General features: G+C 62.7%; 23 protein-coding genes and 1 pseudogene. 11 read left to right on the top strand and 13 right to left on the bottom strand.

Translation table 11 applies throughout. The features are described from left to right. Position 1: 1 nt before the first annotated feature. Both IVB12_RS22095 and IVB12_RS22090 read right to left on the bottom strand, forming a co-directional pair. Complete coding sequence (locus tag IVB12_RS22095; RefSeq protein WP_247301856.1) at positions 2-1,114, bottom strand: ABC transporter permease; 1,113 nt, start codon at positions 1,112-1,114, stop codon at positions 2-4. Then, positions 1,111-2,223 carry a BMP family ABC transporter substrate-binding protein gene (locus IVB12_RS22090; protein ID WP_247301853.1) on the bottom strand — a complete coding sequence of 371 codons (1,113 nt, stop codon included), beginning with the start codon at positions 2,221-2,223 and terminating at the stop codon, positions 1,111-1,113. The genes IVB12_RS22095 and IVB12_RS22090 overlap by 4 nt, the downstream gene beginning before the upstream one ends. 403 nt (positions 2,224-2,626) lie before the next feature. Here IVB12_RS22090 and IVB12_RS22085 point away from each other — a divergent pair, with 403 nt between their 5' ends. Beyond that, complete coding sequence (locus IVB12_RS22085; RefSeq protein WP_247301851.1) at positions 2,627-3,910, top strand: allantoate amidohydrolase; 1,284 nt, start codon at positions 2,627-2,629, stop codon at positions 3,908-3,910. A 73-nt stretch (positions 3,911-3,983) separates the two neighbouring features. Continuing rightward, entirely contained in the window at positions 3,984-5,354 is a 1,371-nt protein-coding gene (locus IVB12_RS22080) for a hypothetical protein (protein ID WP_247301849.1), read from the top strand. A 124-nt stretch (positions 5,355-5,478) separates the two neighbouring features. Here the strand turns inward: IVB12_RS22080 and IVB12_RS22075 are convergent, their stop codons facing one another. Next, the gene (locus IVB12_RS22075) at positions 5,479-5,700 is read right to left on the bottom strand and encodes a hypothetical protein (RefSeq protein ID WP_247301846.1); all 222 of its coding nucleotides are present in this window, start codon (positions 5,698-5,700) and stop codon (positions 5,479-5,481) included. A 346-nt stretch (positions 5,701-6,046) separates the two neighbouring features. Here IVB12_RS22075 and IVB12_RS22070 point away from each other — a divergent pair, with 346 nt between their 5' ends. Then, a complete protein-coding gene (locus tag IVB12_RS22070) occupies positions 6,047-6,229 on the top strand; it encodes a hypothetical protein (protein WP_247301844.1) in 183 nt (60 codons plus the stop codon). A gap of 25 nt (positions 6,230-6,254) precedes the next feature. On the opposite strand, the gene IVB12_RS22065 is transcribed toward IVB12_RS22070, so the two are convergent. From IVB12_RS22065 to IVB12_RS22055, 3 genes are all read right to left on the bottom strand, one after another. Then, positions 6,255-7,631, bottom strand: coding sequence for a VWA domain-containing protein (locus IVB12_RS22065; RefSeq protein ID WP_247301841.1), 1,377 nt, complete (start codon positions 7,629-7,631; stop codon positions 6,255-6,257). A 5-nt stretch (positions 7,632-7,636) separates the two neighbouring features. Then, on the bottom strand, positions 7,637-8,584 hold the full coding sequence (locus tag IVB12_RS22060; RefSeq protein WP_247301828.1) for a MoxR family ATPase: 948 nt from the start codon (positions 8,582-8,584) through the stop codon (positions 7,637-7,639). A gap of 146 nt (positions 8,585-8,730) precedes the next feature. Further along, positions 8,731-8,931: a hypothetical protein gene (locus IVB12_RS22055; RefSeq protein ID WP_247301825.1), complete on the bottom strand. Its 201-nt coding sequence runs from the start codon at positions 8,929-8,931 to the stop codon at positions 8,731-8,733. Between the two features lie 224 nt (positions 8,932-9,155). Here IVB12_RS22055 and IVB12_RS22050 point away from each other — a divergent pair, with 224 nt between their 5' ends. Continuing rightward, complete coding sequence (locus tag IVB12_RS22050) at positions 9,156-10,130, top strand: quinone oxidoreductase (protein ID WP_247301822.1); 975 nt, start codon at positions 9,156-9,158, stop codon at positions 10,128-10,130. Between the two features lie 39 nt (positions 10,131-10,169). Here the strand turns inward: IVB12_RS22050 and IVB12_RS22045 are convergent, their stop codons facing one another. Continuing rightward, positions 10,170-10,433: a hypothetical protein gene (locus IVB12_RS22045; RefSeq protein WP_247302294.1), complete on the bottom strand. Its 264-nt coding sequence runs from the start codon at positions 10,431-10,433 to the stop codon at positions 10,170-10,172. A gap of 102 nt (positions 10,434-10,535) precedes the next feature. Then, positions 10,536-11,144 carry a S24 family peptidase gene (locus IVB12_RS22040; protein ID WP_247280567.1) on the bottom strand — a complete coding sequence of 203 codons (609 nt, stop codon included), beginning with the start codon at positions 11,142-11,144 and terminating at the stop codon, positions 10,536-10,538. A gap of 168 nt (positions 11,145-11,312) precedes the next feature. Here IVB12_RS22040 and IVB12_RS22035 point away from each other — a divergent pair, with 168 nt between their 5' ends. The 4 genes from IVB12_RS22035 (at position 11,313) to IVB12_RS22020 (ending at position 13,638) form a co-directional block, all read left to right on the top strand. After that, positions 11,313-11,846 carry a GcrA family cell cycle regulator gene (locus IVB12_RS22035; RefSeq protein ID WP_247301820.1) on the top strand — a complete coding sequence of 178 codons (534 nt, stop codon included), beginning with the start codon at positions 11,313-11,315 and terminating at the stop codon, positions 11,844-11,846. 46 nt (positions 11,847-11,892) lie between these two features. Then, positions 11,893-12,468 (top strand): hypothetical protein, encoded by a 576-nt coding sequence (locus tag IVB12_RS22030; RefSeq protein ID WP_247301817.1) that lies wholly within the window; start codon positions 11,893-11,895, stop codon positions 12,466-12,468. A 503-nt stretch (positions 12,469-12,971) separates the two neighbouring features. Then, the gene (locus IVB12_RS22025; RefSeq protein ID WP_247280633.1) at positions 12,972-13,157 is read left to right on the top strand and encodes a hypothetical protein; all 186 of its coding nucleotides are present in this window, start codon (positions 12,972-12,974) and stop codon (positions 13,155-13,157) included. A 139-nt stretch (positions 13,158-13,296) separates the two neighbouring features. After that, a complete protein-coding gene (locus tag IVB12_RS22020) occupies positions 13,297-13,638 on the top strand; it encodes a phasin (RefSeq protein ID WP_247301816.1) in 342 nt (113 codons plus the stop codon). A gap of 459 nt (positions 13,639-14,097) precedes the next feature. On the opposite strand, the gene IVB12_RS22015 is transcribed toward IVB12_RS22020, so the two are convergent. After that, positions 14,098-14,928 carry an alpha/beta hydrolase gene (locus IVB12_RS22015; protein WP_247301813.1) on the bottom strand — a complete coding sequence of 277 codons (831 nt, stop codon included), beginning with the start codon at positions 14,926-14,928 and terminating at the stop codon, positions 14,098-14,100. A 229-nt stretch (positions 14,929-15,157) separates the two neighbouring features. Between IVB12_RS22015 and IVB12_RS22010 the strand changes: the two are divergent. Next, positions 15,158-15,534: pseudogene (locus IVB12_RS22010) on the top strand (EAL domain-containing protein); the annotation flags it as partial. A 153-nt stretch (positions 15,535-15,687) separates the two neighbouring features. Here the strand turns inward: IVB12_RS22010 and IVB12_RS22005 are convergent. Then, positions 15,688-15,948, bottom strand: a complete 261-nt coding sequence (locus IVB12_RS22005; RefSeq protein ID WP_247301811.1) for a hypothetical protein — start codon at positions 15,946-15,948, stop codon at positions 15,688-15,690. A gap of 258 nt (positions 15,949-16,206) precedes the next feature. Here IVB12_RS22005 and rocF point away from each other — a divergent pair, with 258 nt between their 5' ends. After that, a complete protein-coding gene (rocF, locus tag IVB12_RS22000; RefSeq protein WP_247301809.1) occupies positions 16,207-17,184 on the top strand; it encodes an arginase in 978 nt (325 codons plus the stop codon). Between the two features lie 115 nt (positions 17,185-17,299). After that, complete coding sequence (locus tag IVB12_RS21995) at positions 17,300-17,584, top strand: hypothetical protein (protein WP_247301807.1); 285 nt, start codon at positions 17,300-17,302, stop codon at positions 17,582-17,584. A 67-nt stretch (positions 17,585-17,651) separates the two neighbouring features. Here IVB12_RS21995 and IVB12_RS21990 read toward each other — a convergent pair whose 3' ends face one another. The 3 genes from IVB12_RS21990 to IVB12_RS21980 all read right to left on the bottom strand — a co-directional run bounded on the left by IVB12_RS21990 (position 17,652) and on the right by IVB12_RS21980 (position 20,187). Next, positions 17,652-18,938: a divalent metal cation transporter gene (locus IVB12_RS21990; RefSeq protein ID WP_247280574.1), complete on the bottom strand. Its 1,287-nt coding sequence runs from the start codon at positions 18,936-18,938 to the stop codon at positions 17,652-17,654. A gap of 204 nt (positions 18,939-19,142) precedes the next feature. After that, on the bottom strand, positions 19,143-19,328 hold the full coding sequence (locus IVB12_RS21985) for a hypothetical protein (protein ID WP_247301804.1): 186 nt from the start codon (positions 19,326-19,328) through the stop codon (positions 19,143-19,145). Positions 19,329-19,560: 232 nt separating this feature from the next. Beyond that, positions 19,561-20,187 carry a hypothetical protein gene (locus IVB12_RS21980; protein ID WP_247301801.1) on the bottom strand — a complete coding sequence of 209 codons (627 nt, stop codon included), beginning with the start codon at positions 20,185-20,187 and terminating at the stop codon, positions 19,561-19,563. Between the last annotated feature and the right edge of the window lie 7 nt (positions 20,188-20,194).

Here is a 20,194-nt window from a genome sequence, read left to right as displayed (position 1 = left end):
CTCAGGATTTTCCCTTCAGGAACCCGGTGCGGCCGTAGAGCGCATCGCTGGCCAGCACGAAGACGAAGATGATGCCCTGGAGCACCAGCACGGACGCATCCGGCAGTCCCAGGCGCCGTTGCAGCAGGCCGCCGCTGGCGCTGATACCGCCGAGCAGGATGGCGACGGGGATGATGGCGAGCGGATTTTGCCGCGCAAGGAAGGCGACGAGAATGCCGGTGAAGCCGTAGCCGGCCGCAAGGTTGGCATTGGTGCGTCCCTGCACGGCGGCGACCTCGACCATGCCGGCAAGGCCAGCGGCGCCGCCGGCAAGGAAGCAAACGGTCAGTATCAGCTTGTCGACGCCGAGGCCGACGATCTTCGCGGCGCGGATGTTGCCGCCGGCAATCCGCGCGGCGAAGCCGAACACGGTGTGATAGACCAGGACGTAGGCGGCGATCGCGGCGATCAGGCCGAACACCAGGCCCCAATGCACATCGGTGCCGGGAATGGTGCCGATCATGTTGGCGGCGCCGATCTCGCGCGTCGAGGGCTTGTTGAGGCTCGCGGGATCGCGCATCGCGCCTTCGACGAGATGGTTGAGGATTGCGAGCGCGATGTAGACGAGCAAGAGGCTCGATATGGTCTCGTTGACGCCGCGATACTGTCGCAAGCCGCCCGACAGCATGATCCACGAGCCTCCGCCGATCACGCCGGCGATGACCATGGAAGTCTGGACGACAAGCGGCGGCAGGCCCTGGAGCGCCAATGCGGCGCTGGTTGCCGACAATGCGCCGATCAGGAGCGCGCCTTCGCCGCCGATGATGACCATGCCGAGCTGCGCGGGCAGCGCCGTGCAGAGTGCTGTTAGGATCAAGGGAGCAGCGCGCGTGAGCGTGTTCTGCCAGGAGAACCAGGTGCCGAACGCGCCGTAGTACATGTAGAAATAGAGGTCGAGCGGATTCTTGCCGAACATCGCGACGAAGATGCCGAAGACCGCGAGCGCGCCGACGAGCGCCGCGCACGGGATGAGGATGTATTCAATTGTTGCGCCGTGGCGCTGGAGAAAGCCGGGATCGGCGGCCGGGGCGATCGTCCCGGCCGCGTCAAGGGGATCCGCAGCTTCCGTTGTCACGAAGTGGCTCCGATCACACCCTCGACGAGATAGTCCATCTTCTCGAGCTCGGGATCCTTCTGACCGCGATCGGTGCCGGCCGCGATCACGGTCCTGCCCCTGTTGTCGACCAGCCCTCCCTTGAAGATGGCGTAGCCTTCAGCCGACAGGAATTTGGCTTTTACGTCGTCGGCGTGCTTGCGGGCCTCTGCGGAAACCGCTTCGCCATAGGGCGATGTCTTGACGATCTCTTCCTTGAGGCCGCCGCGGTAGAAGTTCGGGATGCTCTCGCCGGCGGCAATCATCTTCACGAACTTCGGATAGAGCGCTTCCCAATTCCACTCCGCGCCGGTGAGATACGCCTTCGGCGCGAGCGGCGACTGGTTGGTGTGATAGCCGCAGACGAAGGCGCCGCGTCGTGCCGCATTCTCGACCATGGTCTTGGGACCGTCGACATGGCAGGTGAGCACGTCAACGCCCTGGTCGATCAGGCTGTTGGTGGCTTCGGCTTCCTTGACCGGCATCGACCAGTCACCGGTGAAGATGACCTGCGTGGTCGCCTTGGGATTGGCGAGCCTGGCCCCGAGCGTGAAAGCGTTGATGTTGCGCAGCACCTGCGGGATGGGCTTAGCCGCAACGAAGCCGAGCTTGCCGCTCTTCGAGGTGTAGCCGGCGACGATCCCGCAGATGTATTGAGCTTCGTCGATATAGCCGAAATAGCTGCCGGCGTTCTTCGGATCCTTGTCGCTCCACAGGCCGCCGCAATGCTCGAAACGGAGCTTCGGGTACTTGTTGGCCATCTTGATCGTGTGCGGATTGTAGTAGCCGAACGAGGTCGGGAAGAGCAGGCTGGCGCCGTCGAGATTGATCATGGACTCGATCGTCTTCTCGACCGCGTCGGTCTCCGGCACCTTCTCTTCCTCGATGACCTTGAGGCCGGGAATCTTCTTCAGCGCCGCTGCCCCCTGCGCGTGCGCCTGGTTGTAGCCGTAGTCGTCACGCGAGCCGACATAGATGAAGCCGATGGTCGTCTCGGCTGCGAAGGCCGGGCGGAGGCCAGCCGCGGCGCCGAGGGTCAGGGCCGTACCGCCTTGCAACAAATGCCGTCGTGAAATCCTGCCAAAATCCATTGCTTGCTCCCCTGGGCGGATGCCCGCTTCGATCTCGCGGCTGCCGCCGATCTGGCGGAGCTCGGGACAAGTGTCGCAAGCTTCGTGCCACAGGCTGCCGAGCGTTCAATTGCGGATAACGTCTTGAAAGTATGGGAGTCTCTATGCTGCCTGAATTCTGATCAGGATATCGACAGATTAATTTATGGGCAGTAACTCCCAATTGTATGCAATGTAGTTAAGCAGCTTTAACCTGTCCGTGGGTGTGCATGCCGGGAGACTGCCGGCGGGCTACTCGCGTTCATGCTAATCACGCCCGGATTGGGACAGCGCCAGTGCGCGATTTTCGCTCGCATCCAACTTGTATCGATTGTCATCAGGACCGCCGCTGCTGCGGTCCCCGAAAGATGGAAAGCCCGCCGAGATGGTTGCTGGGAACGCCGTTCAGACGACATCGCTCGGCGAAGAAATCGTGCGTCGCATCAACGAGCTCGGTGCGATCTCGGAAGAGGCCGGCAAGCTCACCCGCATCTATCTGAGCAAGGAGTTGCGCGAAGCCGCGGACCTCATCCTGGGCTGGATGCGCGAGGCCGGCATGAGCGCGCATCTCGATGCGATCGGCAACGTCTGTGGCCGCTACGAAGGCGAGCGGCCGGGTGCGCCCTGCCTGATGCTCGGCTCGCACTACGACACTGTGCGCGATGCCGGCAAATGGGACGGGCCTCTCGGCGTGATCACCGCGATCGCCTGTGTCGCAGATCTCAACCGCCGCGGCAGGCGCTTCCCGTTCGCGATCGAGGTCGTCGGCTTTGCCGATGAAGAGGGGGTACGTTTCGCCTCGACCCTGCTGGGCAGCCGTGCGGTGGCCGGCACATTCGACAAGAGCGTCCTGAACACGCGCGACCGTGACGGCGTGTCGATGCGCGATGCGCTCATCACGTTCGGCCTTGACCCCGATCATATCGGCGCGGCTGCACGGACGCGGCGCGAGCTAATTGCCTACCTTGAATTACATATCGAGCAGGGTCCGGTGCTGGAAGCACAGAACCTGCCTGTCGGCGTCGTCACCGCGATTGCGGGCGCGACGCGTCTTGCCGCGCGGCTGACCGGCATGGCCGGGCACGCCGGCACGGTGCCGATGGCGCTTCGGCGTGATGCGCTCGCCGGCGCGGCCGAATGCATTGGCGCGATCGAGCAGTTTTGCCGGACCGACGACGGCGGGCTGGTCGGGACCGTCGGATACATCCAGGCAAGGCCCGGCGCGACCAACGTCGTCCCGGGCGAGGTGTCTTTCACCATCGACATGCGCGCGCCAATCGACATGCATCGCAAGCGTGCAGTCGCCGAAATCGTCCGCCAGATCGAGGCGGTCGCGAAGCGACGGCAATTGGTGCTTCAGCTCGACGTCACGCACGAGAACGGCACGGCACCCTGTGCGCCCTGGCTCAAGGAGCAGATCGCTCACGCGATCGGAGCGGAAGGCTTTTCCGTATTCGAGCTGCCGAGCGGAGCAGGCCACGACGGCATGGCGATGATCGACATTGCCGATGTCGGCATGATCTTCGTGCGCTGCCGCGGCGGCATCAGTCATCACCCGGACGAGCATGTCGAGCTGGCGGATGCCGAAGCTGGCGCCCGCGTGCTGCTGCGGGTGATCGAGAATTTCAGGCCCTGGGAAGGTAAGTCGAGCCCGCAAGTCACCCGATAGAGACACGAATCAGACAGCTCTAGAAAGTGGCGGCGTTATTGCCGGGATCACGAGACACAATTCGAAGACACCTATGAACAGGGGCACCTCTTTTCGATCACGTCGTGAGAACCGGTTTTATCAGGGCCTGACGGCGACCTTCGTTGCCAACGCGCTTCAGGCGGTGAATTTTCTCGGCGATCGATTCCTGAGGCAGTCACCTCATTCACTCTCGGCCATCGCGGACCTTTACCGGCACTCGATGGACAGCGCCTTCTCGGCGACGGAGGCTTTCCTGGTCACGGGGGCGCCGCACGCCTGCGCGTACTATCCGCGCGACTTCGCCTGGTTCTATCCCGAAATTCTCGATCCCCAAACCATCATGGATGCGCAGGACGCGGTGCGACGGGCGCGTCTGCTCGAAAAGAGCGTGCATCTGTTGCTGGAGGCGGTTCGCGCTGGCGTCGTCACCACGACCATCGTGCCGGCGGGACGCGGGCGGTATCTCGGCGTGAATTATTTCTCGCGTCCTTCGGATACGCTGCTCGGCATCCTTGCCGGTCTACAGCAGATGATTTCCGCGGAGGACAGGGCATCGTCCTATCTGGCGATGTCGCAATGCGCGCATGCCGGCCGTCTGCTGTTGGCCGAATACGGAGCCGACCTGAAGCGGGCGATCCTGCAGCTCGCAAGCGAGCTGGAGTCATTCGACAATGGCGGCACCAGATATTTGTTATGCGATGCCCGCGTCCCGCGCTCTGCAGCCACCGACACCCGCGCCGAGCGACAGCGGTTCGTCACAAATGCCTGTGTGTACACGACGTTCGTGTGGGGCATTCAGCTCGGAGTCGTGGACGAGAATGAGCTAAAGCGGCTGCTGGGACGTCACCTCGGGCAGTACAAGAAGGACCTGCTCCGGCTGTTCGGCAAGGACGGCTATATCAGACATTCGCTGGACGGCCCGGCGGCTCCGCCGGCGTCCTCGGTTGCGCTGGATTTCGTCAGCGTGCATCGCGGCTTCTGGGACCTGAACGAGGAGTGCGAGCGGGCGCTGTTCGCGGCCACGGCGGATTTAATCATTGCGGAGCCGCGCTTCCGCATCCCTAACACGTTCCACTTCCTGGTGTCGGCAGATAATCCGCAGACCAAGATGATTCACAAGATCGCGGCTCCCGCCTACCAGGGACGCTCATCCTGGTCGACATTCAACGTCGAGTTTGCGGATCGCATGCTGGATTACGACGAATTCTCGGGGAGCGACACCTACCGGGCCTGCGCCCAGGGAATATTGAAGGACATTCGGACCGCAACCGAGGTCCATGGCGGCTATCAGGAATTGCTGTCCGAGCGGGGCCTCAAATATCGCACCTGGGCCTACAAGGGTGCTGTGGCGCACTCCTGGTTCCCGCGTTTCCTGTCGGTCTTGAGGAGGGCGTATGGATCGCCGCTCCTCCAATGGGAATGACTGATCCGCAACTTCGGTTAAGCAGTCGACGGGGCCACCCTCGAGCACTCTTGCTGCCAAGGTCATCTGATCCGATTTCGGCGAGAATTGATGTTCGGGTGAGGGCGGCCAATCGCCGTTCGCACTACGCTGCGAGATCCAGCAGCCGGCACGATCCGCGGACCAGCACCTTGCGTCCGGTGGGCGTCATCTCAGGCACGCCGCCATTGACGACAACAAGGCCGAGCTTGATGAGGCTTTCGACCAGATAGGCTTTCGAGAGGCGACCGTTCGATGCCGGATTGCGAAGCGTGCGTAGCGCTTCCCATTGATCCGGCGAAAGATCGAATTCGACATCGTTGCTCATGCTGCCTCAAGCGATAGTAACGTTTGCGCGCCTCTGTTAGCGGCGCTGCATGAACACCATGCGACGACAATGAGTCGGGAATTCGGTGAGTTGTTTAGAACGTCTCTTCACCGAATTGCCGCACTTCATTGCGTCATAGGAGTTAAGATCGTTTGAGCGCAAATATTGTCCCAGACCTCGATCATATATTGATGATTTAGGCTTGTGTTGCGGCGCGAACTGCTGCGCTGCACGGGAACAGCTACTGTCCCATTCTGCGTCGCAATATGCACAGAAATGATGAGACGGAGCGCTCGGGGCCCTGTTAGGTTCGCGGGGAATGGCTTCACAGGCAGGAGTGGACTGCATGAACAGGCTGGCGGAAATTCGCAGTCAGGAATCTCTGTGCCGCGAGCGTGCCGCGCTCGATTTTGAGCGGCGGGTTTTCTGGCTCGCGCAAGCCCAGGAATGGGAACAGCGCGCGCTCGACGAAATTGGGTATCACTTTCGGGAGTGCAATATCGCCCGGGCCGAGTTGACCGCCGCCTAACCTTAGAGAGGGGCGTGTTAGGCCTTCACTGATAAGTGGCCACGATATCGGACACCGCGCGCTCGAGCTGCTGCGCGGTGGCGCATTGGCGCGCGACACTGCAAAAGGTCGCATAGCGCGGCATCTCGGAATCGCCAAAGCCCCAGGCGAGCCGTCCTTCAGGATTGAGCCAGACCAGCCGCTTTGAGCGCTCGGAGATACGGCGCAGGATGTCGGCGCGCGGGTCGAGGTTATTGCTGCGGGCGTCGCCGAGCACGATGACCGTGGTCTGCGGCGTCAGCGCGCTCATGAACTCCTTCTCGAAATCGGCCAGCGAGGAGCCGTAGTCGGACGAGCCGAAACCGACCTTGGACATGATCTCGGCCATCGCCTCTTCCGGCGAGTTGTTCTCCAGGATCTCGCTGACCTCGATCAGATGCGAGGAAAAGGCAAAGGAGCGGACGTCGTCGACCACCTCATGCAGCGAGTGGATCAACAGCAGGAAGAAGTCGGAGACCTGGGCGACCGAGCCGGAGACGTCGCAAAGGGCCACGATCTTGGGCCGGTCGCGATGTTTGCGTTTCCAGGCGGTGAGGAACGGCACCCCGCCCCAGGCCGCGTTGCGGCGGAGCGTACGGCGAACGTCGAGATGGCCGCGGCGCTGGCGCTTGCGCGGCTTCGAGTAGCGCTCGCGCAGCCGGCGCGCGATCTGGCGGATGAGGGCACGCATCTCGGCGACCTGGCGCCGCTCGATGCGCGCGAGCGGCGCGTTGCGCAGGATCTCGTTGCGGAGGCTTTCGGCCTCCTCGCGGGCGTAGAGCGCAAGCCCCTGGGAGACCGTGTCGCGCACCGCTTCGCGCAAGGCATCGAGCGCAGCGCGCAGACGCTCGGCCAGTGACGGGTTGGTCGCGGTCAGTTGGTCCAGATCGTCCCGCAGGCGCTGGAGGCCCATGGCGTCGAGGATGCGGCTGGAGAAGATGCCGCGCTGGGTGGAATAGCGGATATCGGACAGCGCGGCGACACCGGAGGCACTGGCGATCGCCGCCGCGATCGCATTGCGATCCTGCGACAGCAGCATCTGCGCAAGAGCGCCCAGTTCCTGGGGAGGCTGACCTTCACCGGCTTCGCTGCCCGCGTCCGATGAGGGCGACTGATCCAGGTCCTGCGAAGCGTCATCGCTGCTGGCCTCAGGCTGATCCTGCCGCTGTTCCGGCTGACTGAAGAAGAGATCAAAACAATCGCCGAGTGCGAGCTTCTCGTCGTGCGACTTGGCGAGCGTCAGCAGCAGGGCGTCGCGCAAGATCGCGCGGTCGGAGAAACCGACCTGCTTGACCGCACGCATCGCATCAATGCTTTCGGCGGGCGAGACATGAACGCCGGCGCCGCGGGCCGCCCGAAAAAAACGATGGAGGTTCTCGCGCATCGGTCTCAACCGAAGACGTTGGACCGCGCCGCTTTGGCAATGAAGGTCGTAACTTGCGGCGACGCGGCTTCAATATCGGCTTCGTATTTCAGGAGCACGTTGAGCGTGTCCTTGACGATCTCGGTATCGAGTTCGGTGGCCTGAAGCAGCACCAGCACGCGCGCCCAATCGATGGTCTCGCTGACCGAGGGTAGCTTCTTCAGATCGAGTGAGCGGATCTCGTGGATGAAACCGACCATCTGCCGGCGCAGCGCCTGCGAGATGCCAGGCACGCGGCTCTCGACGATGCGTTCTTCCAGCCTGTGCTCGGGAAAGCCGATGTGCAGATGCAGGCAGCGTCGCTTCAAGGCGTCGCCGAGGTCGCGCTCGCTGTTGGAGGTGAGGATCACGGTCGGCGGCGTGATCGCCGAGACGGTGCCGAGCTCGGGGATGGTGACCTGGAAGTCGGACAGGATCTCCAGCAGCAGCGATTCGAATTCCGCATCCGACTTGTCGATCTCGTCAATCAGGAGCACGCAGCCGCCCGGCTGCTCCAGCGCCTGGAGCAGGGGCCGCGGCTCGACGAATTCCTTCGAGAAGAACACGTCACCGAAATCGTGGAGCTGGTCGAGCGCTGCATGCAGCGTCTGCGCGCCACCCAGGACTTCGCCGAGCTTGTCCTTCAGGATCTGGGTATAGAGAAGCTGCTTGGCGTATTTCCATTCGTAGAGCGCCTTGGCCTCGTCCAGGCCTTCATAGCATTGCAGGCGGATCATCTTCATGCCGCGCCAAGCGGCAATCGCCTTGGCAAGCTCGGTCTTGCCGACGCCCGCGGGGCCCTCGACCAGGATCGGCTTCTCGATCTGTTGCGACAGATAGACGGCGGTCGCGATCTGCCGGCTCGCGATATAGCCTTGCGCGGCGAGGCCGCTCTCCACTGCCTCGATCGAGGTCGAGGCCTTCTGATCAGCCACGAAACGGCGCTCCCAAAGGTCCTGCTTGAGGCTTGTTCTGCCTGCGTTCCGGGCAAAGAACAAGCCTCGTTTGGGAGCCACCAGACCCGCGGGAGCGGCGTTTTTTCCGCTTAACGCAAATAGTTGAACGGTGCGCCGGCGCGCGATCAGTGCCGCAGCAGCTTCGGCTTGCGGATGGTCTGTCTGACCTCGGCGCCGCAATCGGCGCATTCATAGACAAGGTCGATCTTGGCAAGGCTCCAATGCGGTTCGACCTCGCGGACATACATCGGCAGGAACCCCATGCAGGTGGGGCAAGTCACTGGCGCGATTTCGACATCCTGATGATGCTGAACATAAGCTGGCATCTCGGCTCTCCTTCGCAGGCGACCACCAGACCCCCGCTGAAGGCTACCGCCACTCGCCCCACGCCGGTCATCAAATCTTCCGAACAGAGGCGGAACGGCGGACATTTATCGGCCGCTGTGACATTCTTGTTACGCGTCGGTACTGTAACCGCCGGACCAAATGCCTACTTCCCAGTGCGATCAGGTTCTCTGAACTTCACTGCAACGATAAGGGAGTAACGCCCATGACGCATGCCATTCGCTTTCACAAGACCGGCGGCCCGGAGGTCCTGGTCTGGGAGGAGGTCAGCGTCGGCAAGCCCGGACCGGGCGAGGCACGCATCCGGCACACCGCCGTTGGTCTCAATTTCGTCGACATCTACAACCGCTCGGGCCTGTATCCGGCGCAGCTGCCGAGCGGGCTCGGCAGCGAGGCGGCCGGCGTCATCGAGGAAGTCGGCCCAGGCGTCACCGATCTGAAGCCGGGCGACCGGGTCGCCTATGGCGCCTCGCCGCTCGGCGCCTATTCCGAGGCCCGGCTGATCCCCGCCGACCGCTTGTTGAAGCTGCCTGACGGTGTCGATGACAAGACTGCGGCGGCGATGATGCTCAAGGGACTGACGACGCAGTATCTGATCCGGCAGACCTATCGGGTGAAGTCCGGCGACACCATCTTGCTCCACGCCGCGGCCGGCGGCGTCGGTCTGATCCTGAGCCAGTGGGCCAAGCACCTCGGCGCCACCGTGATTGGCACCGTCAGCAACGACGAGAAGGCGAAGCTCGCCAAGGCGCATGGCTGCGACCATGTCATCATCTACACGCGCGAGGATTTCGTGAAGCGCGTCGACGAAATCACCGGCGGCAAGAAGGTGCCTGTCGTCTATGATTCCGTCGGCAAGGACACGTTCCTGAAATCGCTGGACTGCCTCGCGCCGCTCGGCGTTGCCGCGCTGTTCGGTCAGTCCTCCGGCGCCGTCGATCCGCTCAATCTCGGCCTGCTGGCCCAGAAGGGCTCGCTCTACGTCACGCGGCCGACGCTGTTCACTTATGCCGCCAAGCGCGAAAGTTTGGTCGCGATGGCAGGCGAGCTGTTCGAGGTCGTCAAGTCCGGTGCAGTCAAGATCGAGGTGCACCAAACCTATCCGCTTAAGGACGCCGCCAGGGCGCATGCCGATCTCGCCGCGCGCAAGACCACGGGGTCGACCGTGCTTACGGTGTAACGTTCATTCGAGACGGCGCGATGCAGGCTGCCAGCTTCGTCACGTCCGCTCGTGCTTGCGCAGATCGCGGGCGTGATCGAGGCGGCATGCCTGGAGGTCGATATCTTCAGGCGGGATCTGGGGCAGGGCGGCCTCGGACAGGATGGCCTCGGTCACATCCTCGACCGAATTGTCGGCGATTTCGTGGATGAACGAGACGTTCCGGTATTCGCCCGAAACGATGCGGGAGACGATCTCACGCCTCGTGATTTCGGGGTCGACGACCGCCTCGCGGCCGCGCCGCCCATAGTCACGACGAAATATTGCATAGAACGAACCTGCCGCACCCGGAAGTCGAGAGTGCGACAGAGTATTTCCGAAAATCAGAAATAAGTCAAGAGCGACTTCCAAAAACGGAAATCGGCGCTACCTGCCCTTCTTGCGGGGGCGGGCCGACTTGGCGCGCAGCCGCTCGAGCTGTCCCTTGGGCATGGACAGGCAGATCTCTCCGACCCATTCGAGCTTCACGCCGACGATAGGCTTGGCGTTGAAGCTGGTGAGGTTGACCACGGAGGGGCTTTTGCCACGCTCGATGGTCTTCAAATAGCGCTCGCCGGTCTTGAGCCGGACCACGGCCTCCTCGCCATAGAAGCTCGACAGCGGATGACGCTGGTCCTTGTAGACCACGATCACGTCGCCGCTCTCGTACTTGGGTAGCATCGAATCGCCCACGATCTCGAAGGCGACCGTCTCTTCCATGATGGGGAAGGGCAGCGTGATGTCACCGAGTCCCTCCGGCGGAACTTGTTCATAATCGGGCTCGATCACGGCGCCGGCGCCGACGCGACCCATGATCGGCGCGAGGTTGAGTTCGAGATATTCCATGATCGGAATGATCTCCGAAGCCTTCACTAGGCGTTCGCCGCCGAGGATCTCCGAGACCGCGCCGGGTCGCACGCCCATGGCCGCCGCCAGGCCGCCCTTACTCTTGCCGGTCTTTTCCAGGCCCCGCTCGATCATTGCAACGTCCAACATGGTGATTCCCTCGATTGCGCATGGTCTTGCCTCTTATAATCCGAAATTCGGAATTGATGCAATTATGAATATCAGAATTGGGTCGCTTGACTTTAGATTCGGAATACCGGAATGTATCTTCCGCCTCGCGATCATGCGGTCGGAGGGGGTGCATCACAGGACAGCAGCATGGAACCGGGCCATTGGTCGTCGGAGCACTCCGACGCGCTTCGCGACTATTTTCTGAAGGGGATGTCTTATGCAGCCATCGGCCGAGAGATTAATGCAAGGTTTGGTACGGTTTACACACGTAGCGCGGTGGCCGGCCGCGCCAAGCGGCTCGGTCTCGTCACACCGGCTTGGATGACGAGTCCCTCGGTCGTGCCGTCGCTGCCCGGCGAGGCTTGCCCGCCGTCGCCGCGCCGGTCGGCGTTGCCGAACCTGAATGTGCCGCCGAAATCCGCCATGAAGCCTGCTGCGCGCGCCAAATTGCGCTGCGTCGGCATCCAGCCGCGGTTGGTCCCACTGGTGGACCTTGCGGACGACGACTGCCGCTACCCCTATGGCGGCGACAGGGACGGGGAGGAAATCACTTTCTGTGGCCATCCGCGCCAGCCGGGTTCCAGCTATTGCACGCCGCATGCGGGTCTGACGCGCCGTTCTGGAGCTGAGTCCGCCCGTGCCAGCCGTCCCGTCGTGCTCAGGCTGATCTGCGCTGCCTGAACCGGCGGCCAGCCGTTTATCGTTGATTTCGCAAAGGACTTTCCGAGTGGCACGTGCCCGACGCAACAAATCTTACAAATTGGCTGGAATCTACGACCGGCGGTCCCGCGACGTGCCGTTCAACGCCGAGGTGGCGGAAGTGGAGGTCGACAATCCGCTGGCGGTCGATCCCGGCGAGAAGATCGTGGCCATCCGGTCGGTCCGGAGCGATCCGCTCGGCCGGCTGCACGCGCACCATCAGATCGACGAGGCACAATACCGCGGCGGGCGCGCCTTCCAGAGCGATTGGGAGAGGGCGGAGCGGGGGCCCCAGGCCATGGACCCGACCCGTGAATATGTCGATGGCGCTCGCACGCGCGAGCCGATTACCGAGAGCCAGCGCCAGGCGGTGCTGCGGCTGAATCGGGTCGAGCGCGAGCTCGGTATCGACGGCGCAGCGCTGGTGCACGACGTGCTCGTGCTGGGCTTGACCATAGATCAGATCGGGCAGCGCCGCGCCGTTCGTACGCAGCGCTGGAACGACTATTTTGCGCGGCGTTTCCGTGAATGCCTGGACCGGCTGGCGCTGATCTACGGCTTCGCCACGACGACGGGGACGCCACGGGCAGGGCAGCGCAAATAACGATCGCATGCCCGCGGCTTCGCCCGCGGGCATGCGATCGGCTGCTCACGGATGCGGTACGGGCCACTGGCTTTACTATCGCTGACGATGCAACCGGTGAGACGCGACTCAACAACTGCGTGTATATGCTGCCGAAGCGCCAGTTCGTGTCAGCCCATCTCTGTTCATATCGGAAACAAGTCGAAATGCAGGGCCGATTGACAGCGATCTCGGCTGTGTGCGTGATCGATGCCGCTTCTTGACGCAGGTAGGTGACGGCGGTCGATATTCCTGTTATCCGGAATTGCCGTGGCGCGATCCGGGCGAAGCATTGCTACAGCGGCTGTTGGGCTTGCCGGATGAGTTGTTCCTTGGCATAATTGCAACCTGTTCGGTTGGGCCAGGCTAGACCGCCGGGCCTGCGGCCGAGAGCTGATCCCCATAGAATCGGGTTGTGGCGTTCGGTCCCTCGCGTGCGACTTCGACGCAAGAATATGAAGGCCGATGCTTCTCATAGGTGCGAGATGAAGAATCTTAATTTCGCGGCTGAACTGCACCTCAAGCTCGGCGCGCCCGCGGGCGGCACCGTCGAAAGCCTGCGCCTGCTCCGTGCGTTCCTGAAGCTCGAGCCTCGGCAGCGTTTCGAGGTCATCAAGCTCGTCGAAGACCTCGCCACCGAAGAAGCTCTTCCCGAACATCCCCTGTCCTGAGTAAGGCCGCACCGGCCCTACGCCTTCGCCTTCGTTTCCTGCCAGATTCGGCCCACCAGGCAGCCCTCGTCAGGGCCGGCCCGCTGGAAGGCGATCCGGTAAGTGTGGTATTCAGTCGGGAAAAGGGAGGAGTGCGACCATGATCGACCCGAAGCTTGAAGTTCCGGCCGAACTGCGCGACCTGGCCGAGAAGACGATTGACCAGGCGGAAAAGGCATTCGGCATGTTTTTCGAAGCCGCCACCAAATCGATGACGACCGTTCCGGGTGCGGGGACGGAAGTGTCGAAGCAGGCGCTCGCTTTCACCGAACAGAACATGAAGTCGGCGTTCGAGCATGCACGCAAGCTCGTTCACGCCACAGACCTTCAGGAAGCGATGCGAATTCAGTCCGACTTCCTGCGCAGTCAGTTCACCAACGCAGGGGATCACATGCGCCAGATGACTGGCAGCTTCATGCAACCGGGCAAGGACAAGTCCTGATTCTGTTGGTGCGGCGCTGCATGCCACAAATTGATTTTGCGCGCCGGCGAGTGCGCATTCTGATGCCGGGCAGGTCCATGATGGGCACTTAATGGGTTCATTCGCCGTCCATCATCCTTTTCTGCTGATCCTGTCGGTCTTCCGGCAGGGAATTGCAGTTCCACCTGTCACGTTGGCCCGGCGTTCTACCGGCGCAGCGATGCGGTATAGGCCATGATGTCGCCGGCTTCCGTGCGGCTCAGGGGAAGCTCGGCATCTTCGCGCCGTCGAGCAGGAAGAAATCGAGTATTCTGGGATTGCGAGAGACCGATGCGCGCGATGATCGACTGCAGCAGCCTGCGCCTTGAACGATAGATCTACGAATGCGGGCGCCCGTGCCGCGGTGTCCCTCCGAGATCGCGGGACCCTCCTATCGTGGCGGCTCGGAGCTGCCTTGACCTGCCGCAAAGGGGGTTCTGGCTAATAGTCGCCGGGGTTCATGATCATCGGGCTCTTCGTATCGGCGGGCGCGAGCGCGCTGCTGGCGCTGTCACGCAGGAACCGGTCGAGCGTCTCCTGGATCTTCGCCTTAACCGAATCGGGACCGCGATCGCTCATCTCGGTGTGCTGTGCGCCGGTATGGACGATATCGATACCGCGCGCTTTTGCCTCTTCCGGCGTCGGCAACACGCCGGGATCGGCCACGAAATGCGGATCCTTCGAGCGGAACGACAGGATCTTCATGTTCTCGCTGAGTACCAAAGGCACCCGCAGATTGTCGAGCGTGATCACCTTCGATACCAGCTCCGGGTGTTGATGGGCGACATACATCGAGACATCGCCGCCGTTGGAATGGCCGACGAGAGTGATGTGGTCGTAGTCGACGTTCACCTGCCGCCTCTTCAACTCGCCCAGCACGAACAGAATGTTGGCCTCGCAGCGGATATAGACTTCACGCCGGCCGACATATTGCTGGCCGGCATGGGTCATCAGCGGCGGATCGCTCGGTAGATCCTGCTGGATGCTGGCAACTAGATAGCCGCGTGCGGCGAGTACGTTGGCCAGGAAGGAATATTCGGTTGCCTTGACAGTGTTGCCGTTGCTGATGACGGCGAGCGGAAGCTTCCAGAGGCCGAGATTGGCCTTGGTCTCGTAGTCGCGTCTCACCGCGATCTCAACCGAGATCGGCCGCTGGCGAGAAGCGTCGAACAGGGCCAAAGCCTCATGGCGGATCGCGAACCGGCTGACGACGAAATACTGGCCGAACCCGAGGACGCAGAGAAACGCCAGGATTGCAAACACCCTCTTCATGACTCCGTCTCAATCACCTTTGGCTGAACATGGTCAATGGCAACCGCTGGATCGAGCGATCATGAGCAGGTTACGGGATTAAATTTAGGCAAGTCTGTGAGCAAAGGCCACATAAGCGCCGTGCGCGGAACATGATACGCTGACAGGTCTTGCGAACCGCAGCATGCTGCATGCGAGCCTCATCGGTCTGATCACGGCGGCGGAGCGGCGGTCTTCCGACGGTGCGGCGTTGCTCGAAGCGACGGGACTCACGCCGTCGCTGCTCGAGCTGGAGGTCACCGAAGACATCCTGCTCCATGACGAAAGCCGCGTGCTCGACAGGTTCAAACGGATCCAAGAGCTGGGCGTCCGCGTTCTGTTCGACGATTTCGGTACCGGTTATGCAAGCCTGAGCTACCTGAAGAAGTTTCCGCTCGACGGGCTCAAGATCGATCGTTCGTTCGTGGTCGATCTGCTTGCCTTTCTGACGATGCTGCGATCGTCAGCTCGACTATCCGGCTTAGCAAGCAGATCGGTCTCACAGTCGTGGCTGAAGGTATCGAGAACCGCGCCACGGCGGACTTTCTGGTGAGCATGGGATGCGAGGAAGGGCAGGGGTACTTCTTTGTCGTCCAGTGCCGGTGGAAGCGTCGATCGGCAGTTCCTGGCGCTGAGTGCGCCGCCGCCGTCACTGCGGCCTGACGGGCCCGCTTCGATTTAGGGTTATTGTTTGAGCATGACCTCTTCGGAGTACCGCTCGATAGCTTTTCGGATCATGTTCTAGCGTCGACGCGCAACCGCGACGCCGAACAGGAAAGCAACGAACAGGCTGGCGAGCGGCGCTTCGCGCGTGATCGCCGCAATCGTCGAGAGCGGCCGGCCCGGCTTTCGCGCTTCCTCGATCGCAGAGGTAAGACGATCGACCGCTGCATGCAGGCCCCCCGCGACTTCACCGATCGTGCGGGATACATCCGTCGCTGCATCGATGGCGCGTTCGGCCATGCCGGGCTGGGGATTGGACTGCGGTATCTCCGTGCTCAAGCGCGACCTCCAGGCCCGATGATGGAGGCCGGCACCTTTGGCTATCCGCGCGAGCGCTCGTTTTGAACAGCGGGTCTGACGACCTTTGGCTATCCGCGACAGGCGCCGTGGCTTTACGGCGGGTGCCGGCCCTGGAATGGGCAATTCAGCGCGCGGGATTTTGTTCCGGGACAATAGGCTCACGGCGGCCCCCCGGGAAACGACGGATGCGAATCTCTGTTAGGCTGGCGGTAGCCCTGCTGATATCAGGAGATTGCCGTGACCGATCGGACCGCGACGGGTCGAACCCGGCGCATCGCCTTGCTCGGCGCTCCCATCGATATGGGAGCTTCGCAGCGCGGCACCTTGATGGGCCCTGCTGCGCTGCGCACCGCAGGCCTTGCGACACTGCTCGATAGCCTCGATTTTGAGGTCGTCGACTACGGCGATCTTTCCGTGGCCGAGGTCCGTGACCTCGCCGACAGGCCGCCCGAGAAAGCCAATCATTACCGGGAAATCCAGCGCTGGACGCGCGTGCTGAGTCTCAGAGGCTATGAGATCGCGAAAAGCGGCGCAGTGCCGATCTTCCTCGGCGGCGATCACACGCTGTCGATGGGCTCGGTCAATGCGATGGCGCGTCATTGGAAGGAGCGCGGCCGCGACCTGTTTGTGCTCTGGCTCGATGCCCATGCCGACTACAACACGCCGGAAACGACGATCACGGCCAATATGCACGGTATGTCGGCCGCGTTCCTGTGCGGGGAGCCCGGCCTCGACGGACTGTTGGGTGACGATCCCCGCGCTTCGATCACCCCTGAGAGGCTAGATCTGTTCGGCGCGCGTTCGATCGACAAGCTCGAGAAGGACTTGATGCGCGCGCGCCGGATCAGGGTTGTCGACATGCGGCAGATCGACGAATTCGGCGTCGCTGTCTTGATCCGGCGCGTCATCGAGCGGGTCAAGGCAAGCAATGGCGTGTTGCATGTCAGCTTCGATGTCGATTTTCTCGACCCTTGCGTGGCGCCAGGCGTCGGCACCACCGTGCCCGGCGGCGCCACCTATCGCGAGGCCCATCTTATCATGGAGCTGCTGCATGATTCCGGCGTTGTGGGATCGGTCGACATCGTCGAACTCAATCCCTTCTTGGACGAACGTGGCCGGACGGCACGCACAGCGGTCGAGCTGATCGGCAGTCTGTTCGGTCAGCAGATCGCGGACCGGCCGACCCCGAGCAATGCCATCGCGCCGGGCGAGTGAATCGGTAAAGCATGACGGGCTGTTCCCGCCTTCGCCGGGACCTTACCGAAGCCGGAGCGGAACCGGGGGCACGCAATTGAATTAACCTGCAATAGGATAATTGCGGACGCTTCTGATGACGGCTGATCGTTTCGCGAGTTCCATCTCTACGGCACTTCGTCATCCCGGCGTGATCGCGCTGATCGTGGCCGGCGTGACGATTGCAGCGATGCTGATCGTCGACCACGGACCTTGGAACCGCGCTAAGACCCAGCCGGCCCACGTCGCTATGTATGCGACGACGGGGGAAGCTGCGCGCGCCGCAGGGGCCGCCGTGCTTCCGACCGAACCGAAATCGCCGATAGAGCCGGCCCGGCCGGGGCCGAAGACGTCGCCAACCGTTAATCCCGTCATACCGTAGCCTATCGACGTTGATCTCCGGCATGGGTGCGCGGCCGGGAGGCCCTTCCGACTCGTTTCGTTTCTCATCAGCCGATCACGGACGAGCCGAGCAGAGCGAGGACGGCGAGCGCCATCAGTGCAGTGCCGAGCCAGCCCAGCGCGATCAGCCATGAGCGGGCCCTGAAGTGGCCCATGATGGCGCGACTCGAGACGATCAGCATCATCATCGTCATGATGGGGACGGCGACGATACCGTTGAGCACCGCGCTCCACACCAGCATGTGTATCGAGTCGATTCCCGTGAAGCCGAGGCCGAAGCCGATGATGGTTGCTGCCGCAATGATCGTATAGAAGCCGACTGCTTTCTCAGGTTTCGCCTCCAGCGTGGCGTGCCAGCCGAAGATCTCGGCGACGCCGTAAGCCGCCGAGCCCGCCAGCACCGGGATGGCCAAGAGACCCGTGCCGATGATGCCGAGCGCGAACAGCGCGAAGGTGAAGTCGCCGGCGAGGGGCCGCAGCGCTTCGGCGGCCTCCGTCGCCGAATTGATCTTGGTCACGCCGTTGGCATTCAGCACCGATGCGGTGGTCAGGATGATGAAGAAGGCGATGCCGTTGGACAGCAACATGCCGGAGATAGTGTCGGCCCTGATGCGCGCGAGCTCCGGATTGCCGCCGCTCGGAACATCGCGCAGCGGCTTGTCGCGCTTGCCCTGGTTCATCTCCTCGACCTCCTGCGAGGCCTGCCAGAAGAACAGGTAAGGGCTGATGGTGGTGCCGAGCACGGCGACGACCATCAGGAAATAGTCGGCGCTGACATTCGCCTTGGGCCACACTGCGGCGAGCAGCGCCGTGCTCCACGGAATCTGCACGGTGAAAGCGGTGGCGACATAGGCGAACAGCGCAAGAGTGAGGAATTTCAGCACCGGCGAATAGCGGCGATAGGGCAGGAAGATCTGGAGCAGGGTCGAGCCGGCGGCGAAGATCAGCGCATGTTCGTGCTGGAGCCCGCCGATCACGAGCCCAAGCGCCTCCGCCATCGCGGCAATGTCGGCCGCGATGTTGAACGTGTTCGCGACGACGAGCATGGACACGAGCGCGAGCACCGCCCAGCGAGGCGCGAGCCGCATGACGTTGGCGGCGAGCCCCTTGCCGGTGACCCGGCCGATCCGGGCGCTGACGAGTTGAATGGCGATCATGAACGGGGTGGTCAGAAACACCGTCCAGAGCAGCGCGAAACCGAATTGCGCGCCGGCTTGCGAGTAGGTGGCGATGCCCGACGGATCGTCGTCGGCCGCGCCGGTGATCAGACCGGGCCCCAGCCTTTTCAAAAGCGACGGCGCGGACGTCTTGGAAGCGTGAGCGCTGTCGCGCATGAAGGAAGGCCCTTGCTATGAGAACTTCATAGCAAATGCTAATGGGGGAACAGAAGTTCCCCAGTGGAGCTCCCGGCCGCCACTTCGGATAAGGCGAATTTCGATTGATCGTCGGGCAAAACAGTGTTAGAAACGGACCATCGCAAGAGCCGTCGATCTAGATCCTCGCCGGCTTCGCAAGATCGTCTTTCGGCCAGCGCGATGCTACTTGACGCTAACGAACATGCCCCAGGCGGCGGCGAGCGCTGCGCCCGTGAAGAGGACCACCGGATTGTCGCAGAACGCGCCGCCATAGCGGCACACGTCTGCTCCGAACTGGCCGAGCTCATGACGGCTGGCGGAGTAGAACAGTCCCGACAGCCCCAGCAATGCAGCGGCGACGAAGTACATCGGTGGTGTCTCCAAAGCGGTCCCGTTTGCGTTCTTCAACGAGAGCAAATCGACATGCCCAGCATGGCGCGAAAAGCTTTCATTTCGCCGAAACCGATTCGGCGCCTTTTAGATAAAGTTTGACACGTGGTTCCTGTTTTTCCCGACGCGGCTTCGGTAAGGCAGACCCGCTCCACCAACAAAAAAAGGCCCCACCAGCGCGGGGCCTTTGTCTTGTCGGGTCGGCCGGGACCTATCGCCGCCCACCCATGCCGTAAAGCTCGCGCTCGCGGCGGATGTCGTCGGGAGCGAGAGGCGGGCTTGCGGCATCGAAGTCGGTCCATCCGGCTTTCTGCCAGGCAGAGCTGCGCTCCTGAAGGTTGACGGATCTGTCATGGAGAAGCGCATCGAGCCGTGCGCGATCCTGGTCAGGGACCCTCGCTGAGACGAGCGTGCCGCCGCGGCGGACGCCTTCAGCGTAGCGCGAGGCGTCTTCCTTGGAGATGCCTGCTTGGGTCAGTGCGCCGACGATGCCGCCCGTGGCCTCGCCCGCGGCCGCGCCGGCAGCCGTGGAGGCGAGCCATCCCGCAGCCACGACCGGTCCGAGACCGGGAATGGCGAGCAGGCCGAGACCGGCGAGAAGGCCTGCTGCGCCGCCGAGGCCGGCGCCAATGCCGGCACCCGTGCCGGCGCCTTCGGCGCGATCGTCGACGCCGTCGCGGTCACGATCGATCTTGCCGCGCGATGAGCCGTACCAATTGTCGGAATTGTTGGCGACGATGCTGATGTCGGAGTGCGGCACGCCGGCGCTCTGGAGCCGGGTGACGGCCTGCTCGGCATCGGAATAATTGTCGTAGAGACGAGAAATGGTGATGGTCATGCTGTTT

The organism is Bradyrhizobium sp. 179 (assembly GCF_023073535.1).
In the GTDB taxonomy this organism is placed as follows: Bacteria; Pseudomonadota; Alphaproteobacteria; order Rhizobiales; family Xanthobacteraceae; genus Bradyrhizobium.
This window is presented reverse-complemented; position numbering and strand designations above follow the sequence as displayed.

Excerpts from the sequence above, each read along its gene's own strand:
- IVB12_RS22055 (WP_247301825.1), bottom strand. The coding sequence starts at position 8,931 with ATGCCAGCTTATGTTCAGCATCATCAGGATGTCGAAATCGCGCCAGTG.
- IVB12_RS21995 (WP_247301807.1), top strand. The coding sequence starts at position 17,300 with ATGACGGCTGATCGTTTCGCGAGTTCCATCTCTACGGCACTTCGTCAT.
- IVB12_RS21980 (WP_247301801.1), bottom strand. The coding sequence starts at position 20,187 with ATGACCATCACCATTTCTCGTCTCTACGACAATTATTCCGATGCCGAG.
- IVB12_RS22025 (WP_247280633.1), top strand. The coding sequence starts at position 12,972 with ATGAAGAATCTTAATTTCGCGGCTGAACTGCACCTCAAGCTCGGCGCG.
- IVB12_RS22015 (WP_247301813.1), bottom strand. The coding sequence starts at position 14,928 with ATGAAGAGGGTGTTTGCAATCCTGGCGTTTCTCTGCGTCCTCGGGTTC.
- IVB12_RS22020 (WP_247301816.1), top strand. The coding sequence starts at position 13,297 with ATGATCGACCCGAAGCTTGAAGTTCCGGCCGAACTGCGCGACCTGGCC.
- IVB12_RS22075 (WP_247301846.1), bottom strand. The coding sequence starts at position 5,700 with ATGAGCAACGATGTCGAATTCGATCTTTCGCCGGATCAATGGGAAGCG.
- IVB12_RS21990 (WP_247280574.1), bottom strand. The coding sequence starts at position 18,938 with ATGCGCGACAGCGCTCACGCTTCCAAGACGTCCGCGCCGTCGCTTTTG.
- IVB12_RS21985 (WP_247301804.1), bottom strand. The coding sequence starts at position 19,328 with ATGTACTTCGTCGCCGCTGCATTGCTGGGGCTGTCGGGACTGTTCTAC.
- IVB12_RS22070 (WP_247301844.1), top strand. The coding sequence starts at position 6,047 with ATGAACAGGCTGGCGGAAATTCGCAGTCAGGAATCTCTGTGCCGCGAG.
- IVB12_RS22085 (WP_247301851.1), top strand. The coding sequence starts at position 2,627 with ATGGTTGCTGGGAACGCCGTTCAGACGACATCGCTCGGCGAAGAAATC.
- IVB12_RS22050 (WP_247301822.1), top strand. The coding sequence starts at position 9,156 with ATGACGCATGCCATTCGCTTTCACAAGACCGGCGGCCCGGAGGTCCTG.
- IVB12_RS22035 (WP_247301820.1), top strand. The coding sequence starts at position 11,313 with ATGGAACCGGGCCATTGGTCGTCGGAGCACTCCGACGCGCTTCGCGAC.
- IVB12_RS22040 (WP_247280567.1), bottom strand. The coding sequence starts at position 11,144 with ATGTTGGACGTTGCAATGATCGAGCGGGGCCTGGAAAAGACCGGCAAG.
- IVB12_RS22090 (WP_247301853.1), bottom strand. The coding sequence starts at position 2,223 with ATGGATTTTGGCAGGATTTCACGACGGCATTTGTTGCAAGGCGGTACG.
- IVB12_RS22065 (WP_247301841.1), bottom strand. The coding sequence starts at position 7,631 with ATGCGCGAGAACCTCCATCGTTTTTTTCGGGCGGCCCGCGGCGCCGGC.
- IVB12_RS22080 (WP_247301849.1), top strand. The coding sequence starts at position 3,984 with ATGAACAGGGGCACCTCTTTTCGATCACGTCGTGAGAACCGGTTTTAT.